This window comes from Undibacterium sp. Ji42W, assembly GCF_049340405.1.
Lineage (GTDB): Bacteria > Pseudomonadota > Gammaproteobacteria > Burkholderiales > Burkholderiaceae_D > Undibacterium.
In genome coordinates this window covers 308,628-324,080 of sequence record NZ_JBMPOV010000002.1, presented here as the reverse complement: position 1 = coordinate 324,080, position 15,453 = coordinate 308,628, and the positions used below count along the sequence as shown (strand labels likewise).

9 protein-coding genes and 1 pseudogene are annotated in these 15,453 nt (G+C 49.7%); 6 read left to right on the top strand and 4 right to left on the bottom strand.

Going from position 1 to position 15,453, the window contains the following annotated elements:
* Nucleotides 1–376 precede the first annotated feature (376 nt).
* Entirely contained in the window at nucleotides 377–2,638 is a 2,262-nt protein-coding gene (locus ACO0LG_RS04770) for an ATP-binding protein (RefSeq protein WP_423023851.1), read from the top strand.
* On the opposite strand, the gene ACO0LG_RS04765 is transcribed toward ACO0LG_RS04770, so the two are convergent.
* From ACO0LG_RS04765 to ACO0LG_RS04750, 4 genes and pseudogenes are all read right to left on the bottom strand, one after another.
* Entirely contained in the window at nucleotides 2,610–3,812 is a 1,203-nt protein-coding gene (locus ACO0LG_RS04765; RefSeq protein ID WP_423023849.1) for a DUF1501 domain-containing protein, read from the bottom strand. The two genes, ACO0LG_RS04770 and ACO0LG_RS04765, sit on opposite strands and share 29 nt — an antisense overlap.
* A 19-nt stretch (nucleotides 3,813–3,831) precedes the next feature.
* On the bottom strand, nucleotides 3,832–5,529 hold the full coding sequence (locus tag ACO0LG_RS04760) for a DUF1800 domain-containing protein (RefSeq protein WP_423023847.1): 1,698 nt from the start codon (nucleotides 5,527–5,529) through the stop codon (nucleotides 3,832–3,834).
* Between the two features lie 229 nt (nucleotides 5,530–5,758).
* On the bottom strand, nucleotides 5,759–6,493 hold the full coding sequence (locus ACO0LG_RS04755; RefSeq protein ID WP_423023845.1) for a DUF2076 domain-containing protein: 735 nt from the start codon (nucleotides 6,491–6,493) through the stop codon (nucleotides 5,759–5,761).
* A gap of 101 nt (nucleotides 6,494–6,594) precedes the next feature.
* A pseudogene (locus ACO0LG_RS04750) lies at nucleotides 6,595–7,263 on the bottom strand (ATP-binding protein); the annotation flags it as partial.
* Between the two features lie 49 nt (nucleotides 7,264–7,312).
* On the opposite strand from ACO0LG_RS04750, the gene ACO0LG_RS04745 reads away from it, so the two are divergent.
* The 5 genes from ACO0LG_RS04745 to ACO0LG_RS04725 all read left to right on the top strand — a co-directional run bounded on the left by ACO0LG_RS04745 (nucleotide 7,313) and on the right by ACO0LG_RS04725 (nucleotide 15,315).
* On the top strand, nucleotides 7,313–7,999 hold the full coding sequence (locus ACO0LG_RS04745) for a TnsA endonuclease N-terminal domain-containing protein (RefSeq protein WP_423023843.1): 687 nt from the start codon (nucleotides 7,313–7,315) through the stop codon (nucleotides 7,997–7,999).
* The gene (locus ACO0LG_RS04740) at nucleotides 7,989–9,869 is read left to right on the top strand and encodes a Mu transposase C-terminal domain-containing protein (RefSeq protein ID WP_423023841.1); all 1,881 of its coding nucleotides are present in this window, start codon (nucleotides 7,989–7,991) and stop codon (nucleotides 9,867–9,869) included. The genes ACO0LG_RS04745 and ACO0LG_RS04740 overlap by 11 nt, the downstream gene beginning before the upstream one ends.
* A gap of 5 nt (nucleotides 9,870–9,874) precedes the next feature.
* The gene (locus ACO0LG_RS04735; protein ID WP_423023839.1) at nucleotides 9,875–10,771 is read left to right on the top strand and encodes a TniB family NTP-binding protein; all 897 of its coding nucleotides are present in this window, start codon (nucleotides 9,875–9,877) and stop codon (nucleotides 10,769–10,771) included.
* Between the two features lie 74 nt (nucleotides 10,772–10,845).
* Complete coding sequence (locus ACO0LG_RS04730) at nucleotides 10,846–12,363, top strand: TniQ family protein (RefSeq protein WP_423023837.1); 1,518 nt, start codon at nucleotides 10,846–10,848, stop codon at nucleotides 12,361–12,363.
* A 255-nt stretch (nucleotides 12,364–12,618) separates the two neighbouring features.
* Nucleotides 12,619–15,315, top strand: coding sequence for a toll/interleukin-1 receptor domain-containing protein (locus ACO0LG_RS04725; RefSeq protein ID WP_423023835.1), 2,697 nt, complete (start codon nucleotides 12,619–12,621; stop codon nucleotides 15,313–15,315).
* Nucleotides 15,316–15,453: the final 138 nt, after the last annotated feature.

Sequence of the window (15,453 nt, the reverse complement as noted above, 5' to 3'; positions counted from 1 at the left end):
TCCCAGATATTTTTAACAGGAATAAATAGTTTCCTGATAGAAAGCGTGGTAAATCGTCTGCAAATTTGCTGCTGACTGCTCAAGTTCCGGTATTGCGGGGCACGGTCCATTGAGGGCACTGAACCAAGCCTTGATGAAACGAAGATGCGTATCACATGCTATGGCATGATCCCAACTTGCACAGTTTGCAGTTATTGATGCACAGGGATCTATATATCTTCCATTCTTGTCGATATAAAAACATATCATCACTGTTGAGTGCCGGAATAGAATATATTTACATTACAGTATTATTTGAAAATCAAAACTCCAACAATTCAGGCAACATACAGGTCTATCAACTTGCCCGACTTGAGCACAAGGATCAGCTTTGAGCGTGACCGGACGACATGAATTGAAGCCAGCGGGATTGCCTACCAGCCGTTTAGCCATTGCGCTGGCGGCCAGTCTTGTGCTGGCCATTATCGTCGGCGCAGCGACTGCTATCTGGATGTTGCGCATACAGGAAATCGGCAAATGGGAAAAGCAGACTGAAACCTTCAGTGTCGTGCTGGCAGAGACCGTCAGCCAACAAATGGATTTTGCCTATACGGCACTCGATAGCATTGCCGAGCGCATTCAGGACCGCTGGAGTGTCAGTGCTGAATATCTGTCAGGCAAATTATCGACACACGATTTTCACCAGTTCCTGCGTGAAAAGGCAGCATTGTCGCCAGCCGTCGAAGTCATCTCCGTGCTCGATGTCGATGGTAATGTCATCAATACTTCCCGCAATTTCCCCGCCCCTACCTATAGTCTGGCGGACCGTGATTATTTCGTCGCCCAGCGCGATAATCCGGTACAGGGTACTTTTTTGAGTTCTTCGGTACGCAGCAAGACCACCGGCAAATGGATGTTTTTTCTCAGTCACAGACTGACGGGGAGTGATGGTGAATTCATCGGCGTCGTTATCCTCGGCATGTCGCCTTCTTTCTATTCTCAGTTTTATGAAAAACTCAGTGCTGATGGCCATGCCACAATAGGCTTGCTACGCAATGACTTTACCTACCTGGCGCGTTGGCCAGAGCGGGGCGAAGTCATGGGCATGCGTAATCTGACAGGTAGCACCTATGAACTGGTACATGAAAAAAACAAGAAATCAGGTGTGCTGATCACCAATAACCCGCGTATGTCAGAAGGTGGTAAATCTGTTACGCGGATGGCTGCCGTGCAGTCACTGGAAAAATATCCGCTGATCATCAATTTTTCTGTTGATGAAGATTTATATCTGGCTGACTGGCGCAAAATCAGTACCGGCATCGTTATTGTCGCCATGAGTGGCATACTGGCCATCGTCGCCGCCTTCAGTGTGCTGGTGAATTTGCTGGAAAGACGCGAGCAGGATCTGGTCGTCACGACGGAACTCAAGCAACAGGCTGAAGTCATCAACCGTAACCAGGCGCATTTACTCAAAAACCTGACCGAGCAGCAAATTGCCCTGAAAGATTCATCCGATCGCCTGCAAGCCATCTTTCAGAATGCGGCAGACGGTATCATCATGATTGATGATACCGGTAAGATAGAAGCCTTGAACCCGGCTGCAGTGGCGATCTACGGACATCCAGCCATTGAGGTGGTGGGCAAGAATGGCAAATTCTTTTCGCCACCAGGCCAGCCTGATTTGCTGGGTCTGGCCATGAGCCGTCGCGAATTCCTGGAAACCGGCTGCCTGCGTACCGAGGCTGAACGCATGCGCAAGGATGGCAGCCTGTTCCCGGCTGAACTGGCGATCACCGAGTATTACCATGCGGGCAGACGTAAACTGATTGTCATCGTCAGGGACATTTCCGAGCGCCGCAAGATGGAGCGCATGAAGAGCGAATTCATCTCCACTGTCAGCCATGAACTGCGCACACCACTGACAGCCATACGCGGTTCACTGGGTCTCATCATGGGAGGCGCCATGGGGACTGTGCCTGAGAAAATTTCTGCTCTGATGGGTATGGCGCACAAGAATAGCGAGAGCCTGACGAGGCTCATCAATGACTTGCTCGATATCCAGAAAATCGAAGCTGGCAAGATGGACTTCGTCTTTGAATGCCTGCCCTTGCAAAACCTGCTGCAAACAGCCATCGGCAATAACCAAGCTTTTGCCCACAGCATGAATACCGAAATCGTACTTGGCAGCCAGCTGGAGCAAGCCATGGTGATGGTGGATACCGGGCGTTTCCAGCAAGTCATGGCCAATCTCTTGTCGAATGCCTGCAAGTATTCACCTGAGGGGGCCGTAGTACAGGTATTGAGCATGGCCAGAGATGATAATCTCATCCGCATTGAGGTGATAGATCAGGGCGCAGGCATACCCGAGAACTTCCGCGACCGCCTGTTCCAGAAATTCTCCCAGGCCGATTCTTCAGATACCCGTGCCAAGGGCGGCACGGGCCTGGGCCTGGCGATATCCCAGGCCATCATACGGCAAATGCATGGCGACATAGGCTATTACATGGCGCAGGATGCCGGGCATGACACTGTGCAGGATGATGCTGAGGGCCAGGATATTTTGCGTACTGGCACGCATTTTTATATAGACCTGCCCCTGCATACAGAGGGCAATGGTGGGCTGGAATTACCTACGCCAAACCCAGATCCCTTGCCTTGACACCGGCAAATACCTGATCAAGCTGGTTCGCGTTCAGGCCATAGATACGGCCAAACAAACCGCCCAGCACAGCACGGTATTCGTTGAGCACAGGGTAATCACGGTTCTGGAACAGTTTGCCCGCCTCCAGCGCAATCTGTTCACCGGCAACTTGCCCACCCTTGATGCCGCCACCCAATACCCAATATACGCTGCCATGGCCATGGTCGGTGCCGTGCTTGCCGTTTTCACGGAAGGTGCGGCCAAACTCGCTGATGACCACTACCGTGGTATTGCGCCAGTTGTCACCCATTTCCTTGCGATAAGCTGCCAGGCCGCGACCCAGTTCTTCAAACTTGACTGCCAGGGTACCGCTGGAACCACCCTGGTTGACATGGGTATCCCAGCCACCGACATCAATAAAGCCTAGCGCATATTTCTCACGCATGAGCCTGGCTATCCTTTCTGCTTCCAGTTCAAAACCCTTGGTCGAAATCGCATTGCGGTTGGCGCTGTTCATTTCTTCCCGCATTTCACGGGCGACTTCATCCCGCATGGCAAAACCGTCCTTGACTGCCTGCGAGAGGCTGGTGTCGGCATACATCTGCAGGATCAGGTCACGCTGGCGTTGATCCACATTATTCTTGCTGACATTGCGCAGCGCCGTATTGGCAATTTGGGCGCTACCCTGCATGGCCAGTGGCAACTGGTCGGTGAAAGACATGGCTGTCATCTTGCCATTATTGCCCAACACCTTGGCCAAACGATTCATGAAGCCCGAATGGAAATTCCGGCTGCCATTCAAGGGCTGGCCCATTTCTATGCTGTCCTGGGTTTCAAAATGGCTGCGCGTCAGGTCTTCGGTACCGGCAAACGGGATGAAGGCAGCTTCACCCTGCTGGAACATCGGGTAAATCGTCTCGCGCAAGGCCGGGTGCAGGCCCCAGTCAGCATTCAGGGCGAGAGCTGCATCCGGTGTTGAGCCTGGTCTGGCAATCGCGATATTGGGTCGTGATTCATAATAGAAATTGCTTGATGTGGGTATCAGCAGGTTACTGGCATCATAGCCACCGCGCAAAAACACTAGCAGCAGGCGGTTTTGTGTGGCAGGTGCAGCCATCACCTGGCTGGAGATGCCCAGCATGGCAGTCGATGGCAGCAAGGCCAGTGCTTTTAATAAGTCTCGGCGTTTCATGTCTGTTTCTCCGTGAGGATTAGCGGCGCATCATTTCAGGTGAGGCGAGGAACAAGGCATTCCACTCCTGCGGCGTACTTGCCTGGCTCAATGCAGTTTGCGTGGCCGGGCTGAATTGCTTGCTCCAGTTTTTCACATAGCCCGATGTTGCCAGCGCAGGTGGCGGCGGCTTAGGTGCTGCCGGTGTTGCTGCCTGAGCTGTTACAGGTGCTGGTGACAGTGCTGGTGTTGGTGTTAGCGTAACCGGGGCTTGCATGCCACCTGCAGCAACTGGAGGTGTCATTGATGCTGCCGGCATGGCAGCGGGTGGGGCAGGCGTATCGACCTTGAACAAACCAGGGTTGCCATTCGCGAGTGACCTGGCAATATCAAAGCGCACCGTCATCTGGCCTGAGCTTGCCCAGGCGCTTTCATCGAGGGCATACCCATCCGGTGTCTGTCTGCCGTTCAGTTGCTGGCCCATCATATTCAACCAGTTCAGCATCGGGCCGGTATTGACAATGGTATTGCCGTCATACGCGAGGCGTACCGATGCCAGCATATAGTGCATGGGGTCTTTGAATTTTTTGCCCAGTGAGGCGACAAATTCCTGACTGTCAAACATGGTACGCAGGGTAGCCGGGATATCGCCATCGGTTTGCAGGAAGCGTTGCGCCATCTTTTCTACCAAGTCTTTTGAGGGGTTGTCTGCCACAAAGAACTGCGCCAGTTTCTGGCTCACATAACGTGCAGTGGCAGGTTGCCTTGACAACATCAGCAAGACATCATCCAGTTCGGCAATGCCGCGCCCCTTGATGGTTTGACCAAGAATTTGCTTGTCACCAAAATCATGACGTTGCGGCTGGAATTCAAACATGCCTTTCCTGACATACAGCTTTTCCTGTTCAGGCTTCATACGTGGCGCATCCTTGTTCAGGCTGACACCTACGCCAGTAAGTACCCTGGCGAGTTCCTGTACATCTTTCTGGCTGTAACCACCATTGACACCCATGGTGTGCAATTCCATCAATTCGCGCGCATAGTTTTCATTGATGCGGTTGACGGCATTGTATTCATTGTCGAGATAGCGCAGCATGGCCGGATGCATGACCGTCGCGCGCAGCAAGTCACGGAAATTGCCAAGGGCATTCGGGCGTATCGCCTGCTCTTCAAAATCACCTAGCATCGCACGTATATTGTGCTTGCCGCTGTGGATATTGAAATGATTCATCCAGAACCAACTCATCTGTTCCTGTAGCTGGTTGGAAGAGTAAATGTCACGCAGCAGCGCGCGGTTGGCGGCTTCCCTGGCAAGGCGTGTCATTTCCTGCTGGTATTCCTTGCGCAGCGTGTCGTCCGTGCCTTTTTGCTGCTCTGAGGCGATGCGGCGTGCTTCCAGGTCACGCATGGTATCCATGAAAGGCTGACGTGAAATGGTCATCGCATCGACCTGCGCCTGTATCGCGGCAGGCAAGGTGGCATTGCGCCCGCGCAACTGCTGGTCGAGGTAACGGTCTGGTCCCATTGCCTGCAGGCTTTGTAAGGTAGAGGGATTGCTACCCCAGCTCAGGCGGTTCAATAAGGCTTCAGGTGCCACTGCGGCCTTGCTCAGTGTATTGCCTACCGGGGGCAGTTTGCTGTTATCGCCAGCCTGTTGCTGTGAGGTGGTGCTACAGGCGCTCAGCAATACCAGCATGCTGGCGGCCAGGGCGTGCTGCAAATTCAGTCGGGTCGTCATTTCGTTCTGCCTTTTCCGTTGACATCCATCTATAACGCATCAGTCGATAAACCGTAATACACAGTATATGTATATTTACCCACATTTTCGTAACGCGCTGTAACAAAAATAAACGCCTGTCAACTGGCAGGATGGACAACAGGCTTGCTTCTTAAAAAGCAAGCTTGCTGGGGAAGTTGTGCTGATGAAATGTGTTCTGATAAGCCGCGAGAGTGGCAGAGATCAGGTGTCAGGCCAGATCCAGATCATCGCCACCAAAATAATTGTCCTCCGCAAATGCAGATTCGGCAGGCGAGGCATCAGCCAAGGGAGAGGCGTGGGCAGTGCTGTCGGTATTGCTAGCGCTGGAATTGCTGGTATTGCCTGTATCAAAATAACCGGGGATCAGGTCACTTCCACCCTGGTTGAGTTGCGCAGCGGCATTCTCAGTGCTGGCCGCATGATGCTGGCCGCCCATCAAATGTCCTATGCCCTGGAATAGAAAGGCACCTGCAGCAACACCTGCCGCAGTAGCTGCAACCGTGCCCAGCACATTGCCAGTGCCACCACCGAAAAAGCCTGATGCCGGTGCCGCCACAGGCGCTGCGGCATTTATATAATTTGCCGGGAGAGGCGGTGGCAATGCCTGACCACTGACGCTGTAGCTGCTTGCAGGCTGGGCACGGCTGCTGGCACTGTTGCCCCAGCCTGTCGTAGCCGGATCGAGGAAGTTGCCCGACGGTGCCGGGTTCCTTTGCGCCTGCAAATCACGCAACTGGGTTTGCAAGCCGCTAATTTGTTGGTTGGCATTGGACAAAGCCTGATCCAGCAACAAGGCGCGCTGCACCAGCAGATAATGGGCATCTGGCTGTTTGCTGACGGCCTCATTGATCATCGCCAGCGCCTGTGCATCTTTATTGCTGTCTTGTACTTTCACCAACTGGTCGAGAAAATTTTGTAAAACCTGGGTTTCTTGCGGGGACATGATCAACTCCTGTTGAGAGATACTTAATGCTGTCCCCTATCTGGTCATGGCAATGATAATTTCAATGCCATGTCCTACTCAGCTACTGCCCATGTACTACTTTACTGATCCCTGAGTGCGCGCCGGTACTGGATAGCCTCGGCCACATGCGGCGTGGCGATGTGGGCTGAACCAGCCAGGTCGGCTATCGTGCGGGCGACCTTTAATACGCGGTGATAGGCGCGGGCTGACCAGTTGAGTTTGGTCATGGCATTGCGCAAGAGTTGTCCAGCTTGTTCATCCGGTTGGCAGTGCAGGTCAATTTCTGTGGTCGATAAAAGATTATTCGCCTTGCCCTGGCGCTGTTGTTGCCTGCCAAAAGCAGTTTCTACCCGCGCATGGATACTGGCACTGGCTTCACCATCGGCCTGCTTGAGCAAGTCCGCATGCGGCAGTGCGCCGACTTGTATCTGCATGTCTATGCGGTCCAGCAGAGGGCCTGATATTCTGTCCTGATAACGGGCAATGATGTCCGGTGTACAACGGCATTTGCCATTGCTGTGCCCGAAGTAACCGCAAGGGCATGGATTCATGGCTGCAATTAATTGAAAGCGCGCCGGGAAGTCGGCCTGTCTTGCCGCGCGTGAGATGGTAATGTGGCCAGATTCCAGCGGTTCACGCAAAACTTCCAGCACTTTTCTATCGAATTCTGGAAGTTCGTCGAGGAAGAGCACACCCCTGTGAGCCAGAGAAATCTCACCTGGACGCGGTGTTCCACCTCCACCTGTAATTTTCAAAAATAAGTGCGAAAATGTCTCAAATTTCTAGGGAAATATGAGAATGCGCACATTTCAACATCCGTCTCCAGCAAATCCGCCTGTCCGAAATATTGTCCCAAGTGCAAGGGGTGTTACTGGAAAAGTGCCAAACTTTGGTAAGTATGAATCGAGTTTAGAACGCGATTTTATGGAAATTCTTCGGTTTGATCCGGAAATTGAGGAGTTTACCCCGCAGCCTTTGACTCTCGAATATCATGATCAAAATGGTAATGTATGCCGTTATACTCCTGACGGCCTAATTAAATTCAAAAAATCGGCTCAACGATGCTTACAGCCAATTTTATTTGAAATCAAATATCGCGAAGACTTCCGTAAAGATTGGCGTACTTTGATGCCTAAATTTCGCGCGGCCAAATCGCTTAGCATGGTTAGGGGTTGGCGTTTTGAAATCTTTACCGAGCGAGAAATTCGTACTACCTACCTGAAAAACGTCAAATTTCTCTGGCAATTTGTGGATCGGCTCCCCGAGCCAAGCATGGTGGATCATGTTTTGAAGGTATTAAGTGATCTTGATGAAGCTGATGTAGAACTGCTGCTATTTGCATTGTGCAATGACAAAAACAATCGCGCAGCATTTATACCAATAATCTGGCACATGGTCGCAATTGGCCTAATTGATTGCGATCTTGACGAACCTTTGAACATGCGCTCGATTCTCACTCTGCCCGGATCTGAAAATGAAGAATAATATTCGTCCTGGGCAACTAGTTTACTGGCGCGAACAAGCCGTCATCGTACTGGAGCTTAAAGGGTTCAAAGACGCGATTCTTCGGACAATAGATGGCGCGCGAACTGAAATAGCAAGCGTAAGCGACCTAGCGCTTACATTAACTCCGAGAAATTCTCAATCGTCGCAGCATTTGCTGGCAAAAGATAAGGATTGGGACAAGGCGCTTAGTCGGTATGAGGCAATTCAACCTTTGTTGGAGAATCCTCGTCGCACGGCTGATGATATTCAGCGTGTAGCAGATAAATTATCTAAGAGTCAGGCAACAATTTACCGATGGCTATCCAAATTTGAAGATACAGGGCTTGTTTCTTCGTTATTGCGCCCCCCTCGCTCTGACGTAGGGCAAGGTAGGCTTCCACAAGAAGTCGAGGATGTTGTTGCAATATTAATTCAAGAATTCTATTTGAAAATGGAAAAGCCTTCGATACTCAAGCTATATCGAAGGATCAAAGAGGAATGTGATTCGCTTGATTTAATCCCTCCCAATAGAAACACTGTGTATGCACGTGTAGCAGATATTGAAAAACGTGAATTGATCCGTAAGCGATATGGCCCGAAAGCGGCACGGGAGAAATTAGAGCCATTGCGAGGGAGTTTTCCAGGGGCAGATTATCCAAATGCCGTTGTGCAAATTGACCATACAAAAGTTGACGTTATTATTGTTGACGAGCTTCATCGGCTCCCGATAGGTCGCCCCTATTTGACATTGGCTATCGATGTTGCCACAAAAATGGTAACAGGATTTCTGATGACTTTAGACCCTCCAAGCGCATTGTCGGCCGGCTTGTGTATTGCGCATGCCGTATCCCGCAAGGAGCATTGGCTGGCTAAAAGAGATATCCATGCAGAATGGCCAATCTTTGGCAAGATGGCCAAAATTCACTTGGACAATGCAAAAGAATTTCATGGACGTATGCTGACCAGGGCTTGTGACGAACATGGGATTATTAAAGAGCACCGACCTAAAGGTCAGCCTAATTATGGGCCGCACGTTGAACGTGCCTTCCGCACTTTTATGGAGGAGTGTCAAAGTTTGCCAGGTACAACTTTTTCTAATGTTCAGAAGAAATTAGACTATGACTCAGAAGGGCGTGCATGTATGACTCTAACCGAACTCGATGCTTGGTTCACCGTATTCATTGTATATTGCTATCATCATCGTCCACACTCTGGTATCAACGATATTCCGCCTATTAAGTTGTATTCACAATTTGTGCATGGTTCGTCCACTCAGCCTGGTATAGGACTGTCAGCGCCTATTGATGATGAGGAAAAGTTTCGATTAGATTTCACGCCATATCTGGAGCGTACCGTTCAGCGGGACGGAGTAACGATCGACTACATCCAATATTATGCCCCTATCCTCAGAAAATGGATCGATGCTCGTCAGCCAGATGACCCGAAGAAAAAACGGAAATTTATTTTTGCGCGTGACCCCAGGGATATTAGCAGCATTTATTTCTTGGACCCGGATACCAAATCATTTGCACGTGTTCCTTACTTTAATAGTTCTAGACCGGCGATAAGCCTTTGGGAACTTCAGGCTGAGGTGAAGCGCCTTCAAGACGACCCTGCCAATAGCGTTGATGAGGAGATGATTTTCAAAGGCATCCGTAAAATGAGGGAAATCGAAGAAGCCGCTATCGAAAAAACACGCCTGGCAAAGCAAGGACGGGCCACCGAGAAACGAAAACGTCGTATGGCTGAAAGGCGCAATGGCTGGAAGGATGTACATGCGGCTACATCAAAATCAGCGGCAACTATCACTCCAATTGCGGATGATGATTTGGACGATATTGAGGCATTTAGTGACATTCAGATTGGGTGAAATACATGACGACGCTTAATCTCGCACACCTGCATCCATCTGCAATTGAGGTCGCTATAAGTTCCAAAGAGGATAGGCTGGAATGGATTAAAAAGCCGCGCTGGATAGGATATCCCAGAGCACATGACATTTTGGGACAACTTGAAGATCTGATGCGTTTCCCTCGTCAGTCAAGAATGCCAAATATGTTGCTTATTGGCGATAGCAACAGCGGGAAGACAAGACTAGTCGAAAGTTTCATTCAACGTTATCCTGCGGACGAAAATATCGGCGGTGAACATATTATTGCAAAGGTATTGTATATAGAAGCTCCGCCAGGGCCTAGTGAAACAGGACTTTATGTTGAAATCCTGAACGCTCTTTTTGAACAAGTGCCGACTAGCTCATTGGAAGCACGCCGTGCTCGTGTTATTGAGATGCTGAATGAGATACAGTTGAAAGTTTTGGTCATCGACGAGTTGCACAATATTTTGGCTGGAACCACAGTTAAGCAGCAAAATATGCTCAATGTAATCAAATACCTCACCAATAAATTGCAAATATCCATAGTCGGTTGTGGAACTGGTGACCTACTTCGTGCGGTAAGTATTGATACGCAAATCCAAAATAGATTTACGCCAGTACTTTTACCTAAATGGAAAATGGGGAAAGAATTCCAAAGATTACTTAAATCTTTCGAGATGATACTTCCCCTTCAGAGGGCATCAACGTTACACGATACGATCCTGTCATCCAAGATACTCGCAATGTCTGAAGGAACAATTGGTGAGATATCTATTTTATTAAATACTGCAACGAAATTTGCCATTCAAAGTGATATTGAATGTATTGACCAAGATGTGTTGAATTCATGCGGCTATGTTGCGCCAAGTGACAGAACTAGGTCAGCAGCGATTGTGTAAATTTTGTACGTTGGTCAAAAATAGAAAGAGTTATTGTTGCGAATCTCGTCTTGTATTATGACGAGGAGATGAATGTGAAAAATCAGCAAATAAGGAAATTAAGAGTTTGGCCGATTCATCCAATGCCGCTGGAAGATGAACTGATATCATCCTGGATGATCCGTATTGCGCAAGCAAATCGGTCAAAGATACATACATTTTACGCTAGCCAATTCGGTCGCCATCGTGAAATTTGGACGCGTGATATAGATCATCTGGCGCCGATCTGGCTCATAGATGAACTTTCTGAGCACACTGGCTGCTCTCGAGAGATCATTCGTGGAATGACTTTGCGTTCATTGGAATCAAAAGCATTTCAAAATTTCAATGAATCAGGTGAAACAAATTTCATTTTGCCGCTGAGCATCTTCCACAGAACACGGCGTGGCTATGGACAACAATTTTGTCCATTGTGCCTTTCAACTGATCCTGTTAGTTACCTTCGGAGGAGCTGGCGCCTTGCATTCAATACTATCTGTAGTAAGCATAAAATTCTTTTGCGTGACCGCTGCGACTCTTGCTTGCAGCCTCTTGTCCCGCATCGCGCAGATATGCACCATCGTTCCTCATATCCAGAAAAAGATTCCATGCGTCGGTGTGCCTTTTGTCATAAAAAATTTGGTGAATTCTCCAGACTTGCAGAAGCCGATGAACTTCGCATGCAACAGAAATTTGATCTGGTATGTAGTTCTGGTTATTCGCAGATCGATTGCGACACTACTGTCTATTCGCATCTGTATTTTGAAGGAATACGGGTCCTGATGCTTGGAGAATCAAAACTTAGCAAGTCTATAATTACTAAAATGAAAATTGAGCATGCGTCAGTCGAAGAGCGCCTGACCCGTTTGTCGAAAGTATTCAAATTATTAGATGACTGGCCAGAAAATTTTCTGAAATTCTGTTGTGATAAGAAAGCTCCCTATTCCGCATTCTGTCAAAACTCTCACGAAATTCCTTATTGGTTAAATTCAGTACTACGACGAAATGTATTTCAAGGCTATGCGCCAGTATCGGATTCGGAGCTAATTGCGATTGCTGATGTCGTAGATCGGTCTGGCTGCAAATCGCCATTGGCGGAGGCAAGGCGCATCTCCGGCAGAGACACTTCCAAGTTCTTTCGAGTTGTCAGAGTTGATGATGACACTGCTGATATTTTGTTGGCTTCCATTGACCATAGCATATCGACCGCTTCAAAAAATAGTCGCCTCATTCTATTGCGTGACAAAGTTATGTTTATTAGTGCTCGTTGTCTAAATTTGAGCGTGACAGAGCTTTTGGAATATAACGTGCCTGATTCATTAGAAATGGCAGCAATTACTTTTTCTTTTTGGGACCGTGTAGAAACGAAATCTCAGGTCGAGGCGATGCTTTGTTGGTATTGTAATCATGTGCGAGTTAAAGCGGCTAACAAAGAGTCGCGATCATTGTTTTTAACTAACAACGGAAAAAAATTGCATAAAAGTAGTGTTGGACAGAGATTTCAAAATGCAGTCCGTTTTGCTGGATTGGAGCGGGCAATTTCTGGTTGGAAATCATGGGTACAAACCCGATGAGCCAAGCACGTCCTTCATGATAGTCCAAAGTATTAGCTTTGCGCCATTCTAGCGTCAGTCAAGGCTCACTGAATGTGTTGCATAAATGGTCTCAAAAATTGGTGTGTTGACATGTCTTTTAGATAAATACTTAAAAATATGTCAATGCGTCCTAATTCATATGATAATTTTAGTAAAAGTTCTTGCTGAAATTACGGAGTGATTATGAGTTCACTAGTGCTAACCCGTTCCTTGACGGTAGGCTGGGCCAGGTTGATGAACTGGCTGGACGGCCTATTTGGATACGACGTATTCATCGCACACCGAAGGGCCGATGGAGCCGTGTACGCTGATCGGCTCCATCAACTTCTCCAACAACACAAGATCAGTAGCTTTCTCGATAAAAAGGTCTATCTTCCAGGGGACTCTTTGCGCATCTCGACTCGTCGGCACGCCGGAAAGTCCACGCTGTTGATTTTGGTGGGTTCGCCTGAGATTGCTGTGCCGCGCAAGCCGGTGGACTGGGTCGAGCAGGAAATCGTACACTATCTCGAAACCCATCTCGACCATCCAAAATTGATCGTGCTAGACTTTGGCTCGATGATCGCCAATTCTGCCCTTGGTGAGCTGACGCAACCGACCTACCCGATTGCACAGAAAGTGGCCGAATTTGTGTTGCTACCAGGAGACCTGTCTGCGTTGGATTTGCCTCCTTCGGAGGCGGTGCTTGACATCATTCGTCGCAATCTCACCGGTCGCCGGCGCGAACAGGCACGCCGCAGCGTTTTCCAAGCGGCCACCGCAGTACTAGTGGTGCTGGTTCTGGTGTCGGGATCAATGGGGGGCCTAGCGCTTCAAAAAAGCGAGCAAAGCAAACTTAACAAGATTCAGTCGATGACCACAGACAGTTTGCGCCTGGCATCCGAGTCGACGCGTGAACTGAACGCCAACCACGCCGATGTTGCCGCGTTGCTGGCATGGTCCGCACTCGCCGAGCCATTGATGGGATTTGAACAACCGCGTCCATACACCGTAGAAGCAGCAGTTGCGTTGGTTCGGGCATTATCCTACCGACCGATCGCTACTGACGTGTTACGCTATCCTTCCGGCATTCAGTTTGCAGTGCCAAACCCTTCCAATAATATTCTGTTAGTCGTGACCGAAGATGGGGCCGCAGAGTTGCGCAGCATAGATGGACTAAAGCTGCTCACGCAATGGCAAACTAGACAGTCTATCCCTCAGGCCGGATCGTTTAGTCCTGATGGACAGTACATCGCAATTGCTGCTCACGACGGTAGCATCAAGCTTTGGGCTGCAAATGGAGGGCAGGAAATCCGAACGCTCAACGCTAACAGCCCGCTACGTTCCGTTGCCTTCAATGCGAACGGAAGTAAAATACTAGGGAGTGGGGATGATGGCAACTCCTATGTATGGATGATGGCATCGGGAGAAAAATTGGCGCAGTTAAAATGCAGCGGCGGCCGACATCGACCGGCGGCAAATATACAGCCGGCTGCATTTCATCCCACAAACGAGCAAGTTGTGATTGCATGTGAAGACGGCTATGTGGAAACGTGGCAGGTTGCTGACAAAGTGCGACAAAGCCGCTGGCCGGGCCTGATCAAGGCACCTCGCGCTATTGGCTACTCGCCTAACGGCAAGCTGTTGGCAATTGGCACCAGTGATGGCACGTTGCAAATCCGCCAAGCTACCGACGGCACGATATTGCATACTATTTCTGCCCACGATGCAGGGATCACATCTATGGCGTTCAGTCAGGACAATCGTAGCTTGCTCACCACCTCGGACGATCGTACGGCAATGATGTGGAATGTTCAGCAGGGGAATAGGCTGAATGCTTTGCATGGACATACTTTCTACGTCCGTAGTGCTTTTTTGTCTGGCAATCAGCAGGCTATTACCGCATCATGGGATAAGACGGTCAGGGTCTGGCAACTCGGCAATGACGAAATCCAGCGTACCTTGGAAGGAGTTGTCGGAGGCGTGTCGTCGATGTCGCTATCAGACGATGATGGGACGGTACTGGCGGGTTCATGGGACGACGGTGCATTTCTGTTCGATGGTGCCAGCGGAAGCATCCGTCAACACGTTGCCGCCGGTCATTCAGTAGGCGCAGTGGCGATCAGCAAGGACGGTCTTTATTTCGCTACTGTGGGCGGTAGCAATACTCCGGATGATGGCTTGGTTCAACTCTGGCGTAGCGCCACTGGAAAGCTTCAATATACGTTGCCGGTGTTGAAGGACGGCGTAGCGTCAGTTACGTTCAGTCCGGACGGCAAGGGTCTTTTGGTCGGGGGCGGAGACGGTTCGCTTCGTGTTTGGAGTACCCAACGGACGAGCCAGCTGTTTGCACTGCCGGTGCAGGAAGATGCAATTGGCAGCGCCGAATTCGATCCGCAGGGCGATCGGATAGTGACCGCGACCTCCAACGGAGTTATCGTATGGAATGTGGCATCGAAGCAGCAAATAGCGACGTTGCCGACGGCGGCATCGTACGTGGCAGGCGCCACCTTCGACGGTTCTGGTCGACGTATCCTCGTACGCTACTATGACGGCGCACTTACGGTGTTTGACAGCGGAACCACCGAGGCAATCTTGCAAATTCCCAAATCGACCGTTGGGATTCAGTCAGCTGAATTTAATCGGGATGGCAGTCGAATCGTGGTCGCCCACGAGGATGGAAGCGCCATCATCTGGGATACTCGTACCGGTCGCCCCATTGAGGCCTATACCGCGGCAAAAGTAGACGCTCAAGGAAAGGTAAAGAAAGGGCTGGACAAGGCGATATCTATCGCCAAATTCAGTGCAGATGGACGACTTATTTTTCTCGGTACGGAAAGCGGAAGCGTTATGGTCTGGCGACCGACCGCTGGCGCTTTGGATACATTGAAATCACAGCTTCCAAAATACTCGTTGACAAGTGCTCAGAGACTTGAATTCGGTCTGAATTGAAACAAGGCCATGCGTATCGCTAAAACTGTGGATGTGTGAATTGAGAAAATAAATACTCCATATCCAAAATATACGTTAGGTTAATCGGATAAATATTTTATTTGCAATATATTCGTACAGTAGCGCACAACCATACCT

Coding starts and splice junctions, on each gene's coding strand:
- ACO0LG_RS04765 (WP_423023849.1), bottom strand. CDS start 3,812: ATGAAACGCCGAGACTTATTAAAAGCACTGGCCTTGCTGCCATCGACT.
- ACO0LG_RS04760 (WP_423023847.1), bottom strand. CDS start 5,529: ATGACGACCCGACTGAATTTGCAGCACGCCCTGGCCGCCAGCATGCTG.
- ACO0LG_RS04755 (WP_423023845.1), bottom strand. CDS start 6,493: ATGTCCCCGCAAGAAACCCAGGTTTTACAAAATTTTCTCGACCAGTTG.
- ACO0LG_RS04745 (WP_423023843.1), top strand. CDS start 7,313: ATGCGCACATTTCAACATCCGTCTCCAGCAAATCCGCCTGTCCGAAAT.
- ACO0LG_RS04740 (WP_423023841.1), top strand. CDS start 7,989: ATGAAGAATAATATTCGTCCTGGGCAACTAGTTTACTGGCGCGAACAA.
- ACO0LG_RS04735 (WP_423023839.1), top strand. CDS start 9,875: ATGACGACGCTTAATCTCGCACACCTGCATCCATCTGCAATTGAGGTC.
- ACO0LG_RS04725 (WP_423023835.1), top strand. CDS start 12,619: ATGAACTGGCTGGACGGCCTATTTGGATACGACGTATTCATCGCACAC.